Source organism: Acidovorax sp. GW823-FHT02H02, from assembly GCF_058797075.1.
In genome coordinates this window covers 76,324-90,025 of the sequence record NZ_JBXAJH010000016.1, presented here as the reverse complement: position 1 = coordinate 90,025, position 13,702 = coordinate 76,324, and the positions used below count along the sequence as shown (strand labels likewise).

12 protein-coding genes are annotated in these 13,702 nt (G+C 65.2%); 8 read left to right on the top strand and 4 right to left on the bottom strand.

Annotation, left to right across the window (positions count from 1 at the left end; genetic code table 11):
• Nucleotides 1-14 precede the first annotated feature (14 nt).
• The 3 genes from AC1RDS_RS16635 to AC1RDS_RS16625 are packed head-to-tail and all read right to left on the bottom strand — an operon-like array spanning nt 15 to nt 3,206.
• Nucleotides 15-1,427 carry a multicopper oxidase family protein gene (locus AC1RDS_RS16635; protein ID WP_348683818.1) on the bottom strand — a complete coding sequence of 471 codons (1,413 nt, stop codon included), beginning with the start codon at nt 1,425-1,427 and terminating at the stop codon, nt 15-17.
• A 16-nt stretch (nt 1,428-1,443) separates the two neighbouring features.
• Nucleotides 1,444-2,874, bottom strand: a complete 1,431-nt coding sequence (locus AC1RDS_RS16630) for a TolC family protein (RefSeq protein ID WP_348683816.1) — start codon at nt 2,872-2,874, stop codon at nt 1,444-1,446.
• Nucleotides 2,871-3,206, bottom strand: coding sequence for a hypothetical protein (locus AC1RDS_RS16625; protein WP_348683814.1), 336 nt, complete (start codon nt 3,204-3,206; stop codon nt 2,871-2,873). The genes AC1RDS_RS16630 and AC1RDS_RS16625 overlap by 4 nt, the downstream gene beginning before the upstream one ends.
• A gap of 157 nt (nt 3,207-3,363) precedes the next feature.
• Between AC1RDS_RS16625 and AC1RDS_RS16620 the strand changes: the two genes are divergently transcribed.
• Nucleotides 3,364-4,047, top strand: a complete 684-nt coding sequence (locus AC1RDS_RS16620; RefSeq protein WP_348683812.1) for a heavy metal response regulator transcription factor — start codon at nt 3,364-3,366, stop codon at nt 4,045-4,047.
• Nucleotides 4,048-5,451 (top strand): heavy metal sensor histidine kinase, encoded by a 1,404-nt coding sequence (locus AC1RDS_RS16615; protein ID WP_348683810.1) that lies wholly within the window; start codon nt 4,048-4,050, stop codon nt 5,449-5,451. It abuts the gene before it with no gap.
• Nucleotides 5,452-5,550: 99 nt separating this feature from the next.
• Here the strand turns inward: AC1RDS_RS16615 and AC1RDS_RS16610 are convergent, their stop codons facing one another.
• On the bottom strand, nt 5,551-5,898 hold the full coding sequence (locus tag AC1RDS_RS16610; RefSeq protein ID WP_092699018.1) for an ArsR/SmtB family transcription factor: 348 nt from the start codon (nt 5,896-5,898) through the stop codon (nt 5,551-5,553).
• A gap of 148 nt (nt 5,899-6,046) precedes the next feature.
• On the opposite strand from AC1RDS_RS16610, the gene AC1RDS_RS16605 reads away from it, so the two are divergent.
• Genes AC1RDS_RS16605 through AC1RDS_RS16580 form a run of 6 tightly spaced genes read left to right on the top strand, consistent with a single transcriptional unit; the run spans nt 6,047 to nt 13,700 of the window.
• Nucleotides 6,047-7,096: an efflux RND transporter periplasmic adaptor subunit gene (locus tag AC1RDS_RS16605; RefSeq protein ID WP_348683808.1), complete on the top strand. Its 1,050-nt coding sequence runs from the start codon at nt 6,047-6,049 to the stop codon at nt 7,094-7,096.
• Between the two features lies 1 nt (nt 7,097).
• Nucleotides 7,098-10,406, top strand: a complete 3,309-nt coding sequence (locus AC1RDS_RS16600; protein WP_348683806.1) for an efflux RND transporter permease subunit — start codon at nt 7,098-7,100, stop codon at nt 10,404-10,406.
• A 40-nt stretch (nt 10,407-10,446) separates the two neighbouring features.
• On the top strand, nt 10,447-11,736 hold the full coding sequence (locus AC1RDS_RS16595; RefSeq protein ID WP_348683805.1) for an NAD(P)/FAD-dependent oxidoreductase: 1,290 nt from the start codon (nt 10,447-10,449) through the stop codon (nt 11,734-11,736).
• Nucleotides 11,737-11,781: 45 nt separating this feature from the next.
• A complete protein-coding gene (locus tag AC1RDS_RS16590) occupies nt 11,782-11,991 on the top strand; it encodes a YgaP family membrane protein (protein ID WP_026436572.1) in 210 nt (69 codons plus the stop codon).
• A gap of 14 nt (nt 11,992-12,005) precedes the next feature.
• Nucleotides 12,006-13,379 (top strand): TolC family protein, encoded by a 1,374-nt coding sequence (locus AC1RDS_RS16585; protein ID WP_348683803.1) that lies wholly within the window; start codon nt 12,006-12,008, stop codon nt 13,377-13,379.
• A 21-nt stretch (nt 13,380-13,400) separates the two neighbouring features.
• On the top strand, nt 13,401-13,700 hold the full coding sequence (locus AC1RDS_RS16580; RefSeq protein ID WP_348683802.1) for a rhodanese-like domain-containing protein: 300 nt from the start codon (nt 13,401-13,403) through the stop codon (nt 13,698-13,700).
• Nucleotides 13,701-13,702 lie beyond the last annotated feature (2 nt).

Here is a 13,702-nt window from a genome sequence, read left to right as displayed (position 1 = left end):
AATGAAAGACAAGCTCAATGCTCGCCATGTGATGTCGGCTTGCGTACGTTGACTTCGGTCGGTGCTGCAGGCTTGCGAACACGCGGCATGGACTGCCCGCCTTCGGCACTGAAGCGTGCAGGCTCAGCGATGGGGCCCGTGTACTTTCGCGCCACAGTGCCTTCGGGGTGTTTGAACCAACCCGGGTCTTTGTAGTCGCCGGGCTTCTGGTCACGGCGTACCTTGAGCACGCTGAACATGCCTCCCATTTCCACCGAACCGAATGGCCCCTGGCCAGTCATCATGGGAATGGTGTTGTCCGGGATGGGCATTTCCATCTCGGCCATGTCCGCCATGCCACGCTCGCCCATGGCCATGTAGTCCGGGATGAGGTTGTTGATCTTCCTGGCCAGGCCGCTGTGGTCCACGCCGATGAGTGTGGGAATGTTGTGCCCCATGGCGTTCATGGTGTGATGGCTCTTGTGGCAGTGGAAGGCCCAGTCACCCTCCTCGTCGGCCACGAACTCGATCTGGCGCATCTGGCCCACGGCCACGTCGGCGGTCACCTCGGGCCAGCGTGCGCTTTTGGGCGTGGGGCCGCCATCGGTACCCGTGACAACGAACTCGTGTCCGTGCACGTGCATCGGATGATTGGTCATGGTGAGGTTGCCGACGCGGATGCGGACCTTGTCATGGAGGCGAACATTCAAGGAGTCGATGCCCGGAAAGATGCGGCTGTTCCATGTCCACATATTGAAGTTGGTCATTTCCGCGACCTTGGGCGTCGCGGCCCCCGGCTCGATGTCGTAGCTACTCAGCAGGAAACAGAAATCCCGCTGCACTTCGTCGATCAAGGGGTGCCTGGCTTTCGGGTGTGTGACCCAGAAACCCATCATGCCCATGGCCATCTGCACCATCTCGTCCGCATGCGGGTGGTACATGAACGTGCCGGGCCGGCGCGCTACAAACTCATAGACAAAGGTGTCGCCCGGCTGGATTGCCGGTTGCGTCAAGCCGGCAACACCATCCATGCCACTGGGCAGGCGCTGCCCATGCCAGTGGATGCTGGTGTGCTCAGGGAGTTTGTTGGTGACGAAGATGCGCACGCGGTCACCTTCCACCACCTCGATCGTGGGGCCAGGGCTCTGGCCGTTGTAGCCCCACAGGTGGGCTTTCATGCCAGGCGCCATCTCACGGACCACCGGCTCGGCCACCAGGTGGAACTCCTTGACGCCCTGGTTCATGCGCCACGGCAGGGTCCAGCCGTTGAGCGTGACCACAGGGTTGTACGGCCGACCGGAATTGGGCACGAGCGGAGCCATCGTGTTCGGGCTGGACTGAATGACCGGCTCGGGCAGGGCCGCCATGGCCACGCGGCTGACCGAACTGGCCGCCACAGCCCCACCGGCAATCCCGGCGAACTTGAAAAAATCTCTTCTGGATGTCATTGCAATCGTCTCTGCATCAATGGCCGGCATCGCCGCCGGTGGGCGCGCTGGATGTGGCGGATAAGCGGGTGCTGGTAGGGCGCCCGATCAGGGAAGCCTGCAAGGCCGCATCGGCCAGCCAGAACTGCTGCTGTGCATCCATGGCTGCGACAACGGCGCTGACCTGATCGCGCGCATCGGCCAGCAACTCGAATGTGCTGATCAGCATGCCGTTGTAGAGAAGCTGGTTCTCTTCCGAGATCACCTTGCGCAGCGGCACGACTTCATCGTGATAGTGGCGCGCCACGTCGTACGCGGTGCGGTAGGCGGAGTAGCTTTCGCGCAGGTTTGAACCTGCGGAGCGCACCGTGGCTTCGAGCTGGTTCGCCGCCGCCAGGGTGCGGGCGTTCATCGACGCGCGCTGCATCCCCCCCCAATCAAAGATGGGCAGGCGTAGCGCGATCTCCCAGCCCCGCGCGGTGGAGCGGGTGCCTTCGGCATTGTCGAACGTGGTGTTGCGCCGCCCGGTGAGCTCGATATCCGTGAAACTGGTCACGCTGTTCAAGCCCTGTGCCTTGGCAGCAGCATCCATTGCAGACTGCGCCAGGCGTATATCCAGACGCGCCCGAGTCGCCTGCGATCCGATCGCCTGCGGGTCCAGTGGCTGTTTGGGCAGATCGGGCAAGCGTTCGGGCAGCTTGAGCGTCTGCACCTGTCCTTCATCCAGCCCCAACAAACGAACCAGCTCTTCCCGGCTGGAGGTGACTTGGTGCTGGGCCGTGCTCAGCCGGGTGGCAGCGTCGGCGTAGAAGGCTTGCTCGCGTGCGCGGGTGATGCGGTTGAAGTTTCCCGCGGCTTGCATGCGCTTGGCCAGTTCCGCTCCAGCCTCCGCGCTGGCATAGACCTGCTTGGCATACTTGAACGATTGCTGTGCGACAACGGCACGCACCCACGCCTGGCGCACCAGGGTGACCTGATCCACGACTTCGCTGGTCAAACGCAGCTGGGATTGCTCCATCAGCCGGTTGGCGACACCGTACCGCGACGGCAGTGTCAGCAAATCCAACAAGCCAAAGGAAAGCGCGCGAGCCAGTTCCAGTTCTGGGCCGGCCGTCATGCGTTCAAAACTGAAAATAGGATTGGTAATCCGGCCCGCTTGCGCGGCGCCAGCGGATTCCGCCCAACCTTGAGCCAACAGCGCCTGCAGGGACGGGCTGTTCACCAACGCGACCTGTACCGCCTCCTTCTGCCCCAGAGGCTGGGCCAGCAGATTCCGCGCAACCTCCGCCCGCTGATCGCGCTCTTCCTGGGTGAGAGCCAAGGCGAGCTGGCCCTCCGTGAAGCTGCCCGCTTCGTCATTCACACGAGTGATGTTCTGGTCCAGGCTGACGCTGGCGCAGCCCGTCAGCACCGCCAGTCCGAGCGCGGACAACGCCAGTCTGGCATGTGTGGCACGCAAACGCATCATGGCTTACCTCCGCCGTGATGACCGGTGTGCGGGTCGTTCGCAGGAACCGCATCCCGGGCGGACGCGGGAACACCTGTCTGGACCTCCTTCGCATAGGCGCGCCAGCCGCCGATCGAGCCCACGCGGTCATTGACCTGCCGCCAGGACTGCACCGGCTGATCCTTATAGGCTTGGTAGTCGCTCATGGTCGACGAATACTGCAACTGCGTCGGCAAAACGGCCCTGGATGCCCCGGCATCCAGGGGGGTTTGCGCGAAGGCGGCTCCGGCAAGCAACGCCAATGTCCAAGGCGTGAGCGCCCTCAACGCTGGTGGTTGGTGGGAAATGGCCATGGGCTCCTCTTGATGAATCTCAAATCTCACGATGGAGAGATTCTGGAATACCTATCCTTTCATCCATGTGTTCTGAAAATTACATTTTTGTTATCTCCATGCCAGATGGCTTCAAGCTCGGCAAACTCTCACACCAGCACACCGAAGGAGCGCGCACGTGAAGATATTGATCGTCGAGGATGAGCCCAAGACCGGGGCCTACCTGCGCCAGGGATTGAGCGAGGCGGGCTACAGCTCGGACCTGGTGCCCAATGGTGCCGACGGACTACACATGGCCATCCATGGCCAGTACGACCTGGTGATCCTGGATGTCATGCTGCCGGGCCTGAACGGCTGGCAGGTGCTGCAATCCTTGCGTGACCGGGGCCTGGAAATGCCCGTGCTGTTCCTGACCGCCCGCGACCAGGTGGAGGACCGGGTCAAGGGCTTGGAGTTGGGGGCCGACGACTATCTCGTCAAGCCGTTCTCGTTTGCCGAGCTGCTGGCCAGGGTGCGCATCATCCTGCGGCGCGGCCATGCCGGCAGCGAAGGCACCACGCTGCGCGTGGCCGATCTGGAGCTCGATCTGCTGCGCCGCCGGGTATCCCGCAATGGCCGGCGCGTGGACCTGACGGCCAAGGAGTTTGGCCTGCTGGAGTTGCTGATGCGTCGCCATGGCGAGGTGCTGCCGCGCTCGCTCATCGCATCGCAGGTATGGGACATGAACTTCGACAGCGACACCAACGTCATCGAGGTTGCCATGCGCCGCCTGCGCGTGAAGATCGATGAAGGCCATCCCGTCAAGCTGATCCAGACCGTGCGCGGCATGGGCTATGTGCTGGATCTGCCCGAGGAGCCCTGAGTGCTGTCGCACGCCCGTTGGGGCAGGCTCCCGCTGACGCAGCGCCTGACGCTCTTTTTCACCGTGGTGGCCGCTGCGGTCGTGCTCGGCCTGGGCATCTTGTTCCTGGTCGCCACCGGGCGGCATTTCGTGACGCTCGATCAGATCGCGCTGCGGGACAAGCAGCATTTGATCGAGGATATCCTGCGCAATGCCCCTTCAGCACAGGATGCACGCAGGCGCCTGGACGAGGCCTTGGGCTACCACCACGGCCTCTATGCCCAGATCACGAATGCGCAGGGAGAGCTTCTCTTCCATTCAAAAGGATTCCCTGCGGATGCGCAAAGCGCACGGGCAGCGCCCAAGATGGAAGTTGAGCCGTTCGGCACCTGGAAGCGCAGCAACAGCATCTATCACACCTTGCGTTTCGAGGCCACGCCCGCCTATTCACAGGCGACATTGCGCGTTCTGATTGCGACCGATACGGATCATCATGCGCAGTTTCTACAGGACCTGCGGCGCGATCTGGCCCTCTATGTGGCCGCCGCCATCGTCCTGTGCGCTTTCTTGTCCTGGCTCGCTGCGCGCCAGGGGCTGGCCCCGCTGCGCGAGATGCGGTCCCGCGCGGCCGCGGTCACCAGCCAGAAGCTGGGCGAGCGCATGCCAGTAGAAGCCGTTCCCGTAGAGATGGCTGATTTGGCGCAAGAACTCAACCGCATGCTGGACCGGCTGCAAGAGGATTTCCAGCGCCTGACCGATTTCTCATCGGACCTGGCGCATGAGCTGCGCACCCCTATCAGCAATTTGCTGACGCAAACCCAGGTGGCCCTGTCCAGCAAGCGCGACGCCGCCACCTACCGGGACATCCTGGCCTCCAATGCAGAGGAATTTCAGCGCCTGGCACGCATGGTGGCCGACATGCTCTTCCTGGCCAAGACCGAGCGCGGTGTGGATCTTCCGCACCAGGAGCGGTTTTCGGCCCGCCAGGACGCCCTGGCCTTGCTGGAGTTCTATGAAGCCGTCGCGGAGGAAAAGCGCATCCGGTTGCGGCTGGAGGGCGATGGCGCCATGGAGGGCGACCGCCTGATGTTTCGCCGCGCCGCCAGCAATCTGCTGTCCAACGCACTGCGCCACACGCCTGAAGGCGGGACCATCACGGTCCGCATCACGGACACCGCGGATTCCACGGTGGTGTCCGTGGAAAACACGGGCTCCGAGATCGACCCCAAGATGCTGCCGCGGCTGTTCGACCGCTTCTACCGGGCCGATCCCGCCAGGGCGCATCCCGATTCCGAGGGCAGCGGGCTGGGCCTGGCCATCACCCGTGCCATCGCCGAAGCCCACGGAGGAAGCGTCACCGCCACATCGTCCAAGGGGCATACATGCTTTGCCCTGGTGTTTCCGCATCGCGTGACGCAAACGTGACGCTTGCCACGGTCCCGCGAGATGCAGAAGCATCCTGCGGATGGCCTGGAAAGAACCCGCAAAACCTGGCCAGCTTTGCGCTTGCCCCTGCGCAGCTCGCTATTCTGAATCCGTTGCCACGGTGAACAGCGCCCTGCTGGCGGCCGATCGTTCCAGCTGCCGGGCAATGTTGTCGCATACCAGATCACACAGCGCATACACCGATTCGTCTGCAAAGCGGTAGTACACGCTGGTGCCCCGCCCTTCGCGTGCGACGAGGCCTTGTTTGGTCATCAGGGACAGATGGCGCGACACATTGGCCGCCGTGTAGCCACACATTTGCGCCAGATCACCCACGTTGCGCTCCCCGTCTCGCAGGATATTGAGGATGCGCAGGCGCGTGGGCTCGGCCAGCACCTGAAAGTAACCGGCCACCGCTTCCAGCGCTTGGGGGGGCATGTCTTTCATAAATAAGTCACTCCTGGGTCTGAACGGCCGGAGATTCCAGCAACGCAAGGATCAGACTGGCGGTTATGATACATCAATTGACTAATTAGCTATTTAGTTAAATAATGAACGTACTGCAAGATACATCCCACACGGAGCGGAGAACCGAATGCTGATACCTCGACTCGCTACGGCTGCTTTTCTGTCCAGCCTGATGGCCGTGCAAGGCGCTTGGGCCGCAGATGCCGCGCCGCTCAAAGCCTATGTGGTGCAGGCCGTTGGCGCAGGCCAGCATGCCAGCGTGGATGGTGTGGTGGAGGCCGTGCGCGATACGACGCTGTCGGCCCAGGTGCAGGGTGCGATTGTTTCGCTCGGCGTGAAGGTCGGCGACACGGTCCAAGCGGGGCAGGAAATCCTGCGCATCGATGCCCGGGCGGCCACGCAGAACGCCGCCGCCAGCGCAGCGCAGGTCGATGCCGCCCGCGCCAGCATGCAGGTGGCCAGCAAGGAATTCGAGCGGCAGAAACAGCTCTACCAGAAGCAATACATCAGCCAGGCGGCGCTGGACCGCGCCCAGGCACAACTGCAGGCCAGCCAGGCCCAGGTGCAGGCACTGCAGGCGCAGGCAGGGGCCGCGATGACGCAATCAGGCTTCTACGCCGTAAAGGCCCCTTATTCCGGCGTGGTGAGCGAGGTGCCCGTGGCCCTGGGCGACATGGCGATGCCCGGGCGCCCACTGGTCAGGCTGCATGACCCTGTTGCATTGCGTGTAACCGCCATGGTGCCGCAAATGGCTGCCGCAGCCTTGGCTGGTACGCAGACCCTGCAAGTCGAACTTCCCGCGCTCGCGGCGGCGCGCATCACCGTGCAGCCCAGCCAGATCCAGCTGCTGCCCACGGTGGATGCCGCCACGCACACCGTGCAATTGCGCGTGGCACTGCCGCCAGATCTGAAGGGTGCGGCGCCCGGCATGTTTGCCCGGCTGTGGTTGCCAGCAGTGCCCGCGGCGGCGGGCGTGCAACGCGTGCAGATTCCGGCCAGCGCCGTGGTGCGCCGCGCGGAAATGACGGGGGTCTATGTGCTCAATGCCCAGGGCAGGCCACTGCTGCGCCAGGTGCGCCTGGGCCGCGTTGACGGCGAAAAGATCGAGGTGCTCAGCGGCCTGCGCCAGGGCGACAAGGTAGCCACCGATCCGCAGGCAGCCGCCAAGGTGCGCTGAGATGGCCGACATGAATACTCCCACACCGAAAGCCCTGGGCATTTCAGGCCGCATCGCGGCCTTGTTCCAGAGCGCCCAGATCACCCCCTTGCTGGCGCTGGTGGCATTTTTGCTGGGCGTTTTTGCCGTGCTGGTGACACCGCGCGAAGAAGAGCCGCAGATCAACGTCACCATGGCCAACGTGCTGATTCCGTTCCCCGGCGCCTCGGTGGCCGATGTGGAGCAGATGGTGGCCACGCCGGCCGAGCAGGTGCTTTCGCAGATGGCGGGCACCGAGCATGTGATGTCGGTTTCGCGCCCTGGCGTGGCCGTTCTCACCGTGCAGTTCAAGGTGGGCGTGGCCCGTACCGAGGCCCTGGTGCAGCTGCATGACACCCTGCGCAGCCACACCGACTGGCTGCCGCGCGACCTGGGGGTGCAGGAGCCACTCATCAAGCCCAAGGGCATCGACGATGTCCCCATCGTCACGCTCACGCTTTTCAGCAAGGATGCGGACACCGGCGCCTTTGCCCTGGAGCGCGTGGCGCACAGCATGGAGTCTGAAATCAAGCGTGTGCCCGGCACGCGCGAAGTACAGACGGTAGGCGGCCCCGGCCGGGCCGTGATGGTGCGCCTGGACCCTGCCCGCATGGCCAGCACCGGCACCACCGTGCAAGACCTGCGCAGCGCGCTGCAATCGGCCAACATGGGCATGCCCGTGGGCGATTTGATCGCCGGCAACCAGGCGGTGGCGGTAGAGGCCGGCCCGTTTCTCACGCAGGCCAGTGACGTGGCCGAGCTGATGGTGGGCGTGCGCGGAGGCAAGCCACTGTTCCTGAAAGACGTGGCCGAAGTCAGCGACGGCCCCCTGCCCGCGAGCCGCTACGTGTGGCACGGCAAGGCCGAAGTCAGCGGTGGCGGCGAATATCCCGCCGTCACCTTGCTGGTGACCAAGAAGCCGGGTGAAAACGCCATCGACGTGGCCAACGCCGTCATGCAGCGGGTGGAGCAGCTGCGCAACACCGTCATTCCGGATGGCGTTGAGGTGGCCGAAACGCGCAATTACGGCGCCACGGCCAACGACAAGGCGCAAAAGCTGATCCAGAAACTGCTGTTTGCCACGGCATCGGTGGTGGCGCTGGTGTTCATCGCGCTGGGCCGGCGCGAGGCCGCCATCGTGGGCACGGCGGTGGTGCTGACGCTCACGGTGACCCTGTTCGCCTCCTGGGCCTGGGGGTTCACGCTCAACCGGGTATCGCTGTTTGCGCTCATCTTTTCCATAGGCATCCTGGTGGACGATGCCATCGTGGTGGTCGAGAACATCCACCGCCACCAGCAGCTCTTTCCGGGCAAGACGCTCGCACAGATCATCCCGGGCGCGGTGGACGAAGTGGGCGGCCCCACCATCCTGGCCACGTTCACCGTGATTGCCGCCCTGCTGCCCATGGCCTTTGTCTCGGGCCTGATGGGCCCCTACATGAGCCCGATCCCCATCAACGCCAGCATGGGCATGCTGCTGTCGCTGGCGATTGCCTTTGTGGTCACGCCCTGGCTGGCGCGCCTTTGGATGAAGGCGCACCAAGCCGGCGCGGCGGCGCATGCCGCGCCTTCGGGCATGGCGGCCCGCATCACCCCCCTGTTCACCCGCATCTTCACGCCGCTGCTCGATGACCAGCGCGGCAGCCGCAACCGCCGCCTGCTGGGCCTGGGGGTGGCCGTGCTGATTGCGCTGTCGGTGGCCCTGCCCGCCACGGGGCTGGTGCTGCTCAAGATGCTGCCGTTCGACAACAAATCGGAGTTCCAGGTGGTGGTGGACATGCCTGCCGGCACCCCGGTGGAGCAGACCGCTGCGGTGCTGCACGAACTGGGTACGTATCTCGCCACGGTGCCCGAGGTGACCGATTACCAGGCCTACGCAGGCACGACAGCCCCCATCAATTTCAATGGCCTGGTGCGCCAGTACTACCTGCGCGCTGGCGGTGACGTTGGCGACATCCAGGTGAACCTGGTGGACAAATCGCACCGCAAGGACCAGAGCCATGCCATTGCCACGCGCGTGCGCCCTGCCCTGCAGCAGATCGGGCAGCGCCTGGGTGCCAACGTGAAGGTGGTCGAAGTACCGCCGGGTCCGCCGGTGCTGTCTCCCATCGTGGCCGAAATCTATGGCCCCGAGGCCGAAGGGCGCCGCCAGGTGGCGAAGTCCGTGCGCACCGTTTTCAGCCAGACCGCCGGTCTGGTGGATGTGGACGACAACAGCATCGCCAGCGCTCCGCGCAAGCTGCTGCTGATCGACCGGCGCAAGGCCGCCCTGCTGGGCATACCGCAGCAGGCCATCGTAGGCACGCTGCGCGCGGGCCTGGCGGGCGAAGCCACCACCTACCTGCACGACGCCAGCAAATACCCCGCGCCCGTGGTGCTGCAGCTGCCCGAAGAAAGCCATGGCGACCTGGCCGCGCTGCTGCAGCTGACGGTGCGCGGCGCCTCGGGCAAGCAGGTGCCCATCAGCGAGCTGGTAACGGTGAGCGACACCGTGCGCGAGCAGCCCGTGTACCACAAGGACCTGCTGCCCGTGAACTTTGTGGTGGCCGACATGGCGGGCAAGGTGGACAGCCCGCTGTACGGCATGTTCCAGATGCGCGGCGACATCGCAAAGATCCCGACCCCGGGCGGCGGCCCGCTGGTGGAATACTTTGTGCGCCAGCCCTCGGACGCACTGCGCGACTACGCCATCAAGTGGGACGGCGAGTGGCAGATCACCTACGAAACCTTCCGCGACATGGGCGCCGCCTATGCCGTGGGCCTGATTCTCATCTATCTGCTGGTGGTGGCGCAGTTCGGCTCGTACCTCACGCCGCTGATCATCATGGCGCCCATACCGCTGACCATCATCGGCGTGATGCCGGGCCATGCCCTGCTGGGCGCGCAGTACACGGCCACCAGCATGATCGGCATGATCGCGCTGGCCGGCATCATCGTGCGCAATTCCATCCTGCTGGTGGATTTCATCAACCTGCAGGTGCGCGAGGGCGCGCCACTCAAGGAAGCCATCGTGCACTCGGCCATCACCCGGGCCCAGCCCATCGTGCTGACGGGGCTGGCGGCCATGATTGGCGCGTTCTTCATCCTCGATGACCCGATCTTCAATGGCCTGGCCATTTCGCTGATCTTTGGCATCTTTGTCTCCACCGTGCTCACGCTGGTGGTCATTCCCACGCTGTATTACGCGGCCTATCGCAAGCAGGTGCGCCACCCCGGTGACGGCCAGGACGCTGCACCTGTTTCTTCCGTTCCCCCCGCTGGCAGCAGCCCGACAGAGGCTGCGCCGCATTGATCTGCACGGATTTTCACCCAGGCACCACAGGAGACAGACCATGGCCCACATCGTCGTTATCGGAGCAGGCATAGGCGGCATGCCCGCCGCCTATGAGTTGCGCAGCAAGCTGCCCGCGCAGCATCGCGTCACCGTGATCAGCGCGGTGGACTATTTCCATTTCGTGCCGTCCAATCCCTGGATCGCGGTGGGCTGGCGGCAGAGGGAAGACATCGTGCTGCAGCTCGCCCCCCTGCTGCAGCGCAAGGGCATCGATTTCATTGCCAGCCCTGTTCAGACAATCGATGCGGCGGGCAATAGCCTGGCGCTCGCCAATGGCCAGACCGTGGCCTATGACTACCTGGTCATCACCACCGGCCCCCGGCTGGCCTTCGAAGAAGTTCCGGGCGCAGGCCCGATCGATGGCCACACGCACTCCATCTGCACGGTCGACCATGCCCAGCATTTCTGGGCCGACTACGAAAAGTTCCTCGAAAACCCCGGCCCCATGGTGATCGGTGCCATGCCCGGCGCCAGCTGCTTTGGCCCGGCGTATGAGTTTGCCTTCATCGTGTCTGCCGACCTGCGCAAGCGCAAGCTGCGCCACAAGGTGCCCCTGACCTATGTGACCAGCGAGCCCTATATCGGCCACCTGGGCCTGGGCGGCGTGGGTGACAGCAAGAGCATGCTGGAGAGCGAGCTGCGCGGCCAGGACATCAAATGGATCACCAACGCCAAGACCACGCGCGTGGAAGACGGCAAGATGATGGTGGACCAGCTCGACGACCAGGGCAAGCTGCTCAAGCAGCACGAGCTGCCTTTCAAGCTTTCGATGATGCTGCCCGCTTTCAAGGGCGTGGATGCCGTGGCCGCCGTCCCCAGTCTGTGCAATCCGCGCGGTTTTGTGCTGATCGACGCACACCAGCGCAGCAAGGCCTACCCCAACATCTTCGCGGCGGGCGTGTGCGTGGCGATTCCGCCCGTGGAGGTGACCCCCGTGCCCACCGGCGCCCCCAAGACGGGCTACATGATCGAGACCATGGTCTCGGCCATCGTGCACAACATCGCCGCCGACCTGGAGGGCAAGCCTGCCACGGCCACCGCCACCTGGAACGCCATCTGCCTGGCCGACATGGGCGATACCGGCGCGGCCTTTGTGGCTCTGCCGCAGATTCCGCCGCGCAACGTCAACTGGTTCAAGAAGGGCAAATGGGTGCACCTGGGCAAGATCGCCTTCGAGAAATATTTCCTTGGCAAGATCAAGTCCGGCAACACCGACCCGATCTACGAAAAATACGTGCTCAAGATCCTGGGCATCGAGCGCCTGCAGGAGCCCTCCGGCCCGAGGTAGCCCCTTCTTGCTGTTTTACCCATCGTTCAACTACGGAGCTTCATCATGACTTCCTGGCAACTCGTTCGCATCATCGGCGGCTCTTTCATCCTGCTGTCGCTGGCCCTGGGCGTGGCCGGCAGCCCGATCTTCCACAGCGCCAACTGGCTGTGGTTCACGGCCTTTGTCGGCGCCAACCTGCTGCAAAGCGGTTTCACCCGGTGGTGTCTGATGGAAACCATCATGCGCAAGCTGGGCGCGGTGGCAGGCAACTGAACGGAGATCGCACCATGCGCATCAAGCCCCTGTGGGCCGCCTTGCTGGCACTGGGCATCACGGGCGCCCAGGCGGGCGACCTGCTGCAAGCCTGGCAGGCCGCGCGCCAGCACGACCCCGACATGGCCGTGGCGCAGGCCGCGCTGCGGGCCGGCCAGACGCGGCGCGACCAGGCCAGCGCGCTGTGGCGCCCCACGGTGGCCGCCACGGCAACGGGCGGCGCCATGGGCTCGCAGACCTCTGCCGGCGGTGCCTCGTTCTCCGCGCCGGGCCTGGGTACCTCGTCCCATGTGGGGTTCAATACCTCGGTGGACAACAGCCTGGGCGGGCGCTGGAGCGTGGGAGCGCGCATGCCGCTGTACAGCCCTGAACGCACGACCCAGGGCCGCAAGCTTGGGCTGTCGGCCGACCTGGCCGATGTGCAATGGCAGGCCACAGAACAGGCCCTGATGCTGCAGACCGCCGAACGCTACTTTGCCGTGGCCCTGGCCCAGGATGGCCTTCGCCTGCTGCAGCGCCAGCAAGTGGCAGTGAACAAGGCGCTGGTAGAGGCGCAAGACCGCTTCCAGCTGGGCGACGCCCCCGTGACCGACACCCACGAAGCGGCTGCCCGCGCCCGCGCCATCGACGCACAGGTGCTGGCCGCCGAAGTGGATCTGCAGATTGCCCAGCGCGCCCTGGCCGACACCACCGGCTGGCCGGCCGACGCATTGCAGGTGGCGCCCGCCCCTGCCCTCGCTGCCACCCCGGCCGTGCCGGACCTGCCGCAATGGCTGGATCAGGCGCAAGCCCGCAACCCCGGCCTGCACCAGCAGGCCCTGGCAGTGGAGGTTGCGCGCCAGGATGTCGCCCAATATGCCCGCGGGGCAGGCACCACGGTGGACCTGGTGGCACAGGCCAGCCGCGAGCACCTGAGCGGCTCGGGCCGCTACGGCCAGGGCAGCAACACCGCCCAGCAGCACCTGGTGGGCGTGCAGATCACGGTGCCGCTGTACACCGGCGGCCAGCGCGGGGCACGCGAGCAAGAGCTGCTGCACCTGCAGGCCAAGGCCGAGGCCGAACTCGACCGCACCCGCCAGCAGGTGGCGCAGCAAACCCGCGCAGCGTGGCTGCGCCTGCAGGCGGGACAGGCGCGCACCGGCGCACAGGACGCCGCCCTGCGCGCCAGCCAGGCCCGCCTGGACGCCACCCAGCTGGGGCGACAGGTGGGTGACCGCACCACGCTCGATCTGCTCAACGCCCAGAACGATGCCGCAGGCGCCGAGCTGGCCCTGGCGCAGCTGCGCACCTCCCTCACGCTGGAGCGCCTGCGCCTGCTGGCGCTGGCCGGGCAACTGGACGAGCGCGCCCTGCACGACGCCACCGTGGACGCTGCGGCCACCAAGTAACACCCTTCCCCCCAAGACACCATGGAACTCAACCCATTTCCACAGCCGGCCCATTGCCTGGTGGTCGATGTCCGCTCGCCCGGCGAGTTTGCCGCCGGCCATGTGGACGGCGCCATCAACCTGCCGCTGGACCGCCTGGGCGCCGATTGCGCGCAGGCCTTGCCCGACAAATCCACGCCCCTCGTGCTGTGCTGCCTATCGGGCACGCGCTCGGGCATGGCGACGCAGTGGCTGCGCCAACAGGGTTACGAGCAGGTGCTCAATGGCGGCTCGGTGGGCAGCGTGTCGCTGCAGCTGCAGCGGCCTATCCGCCGCGGCTGAGG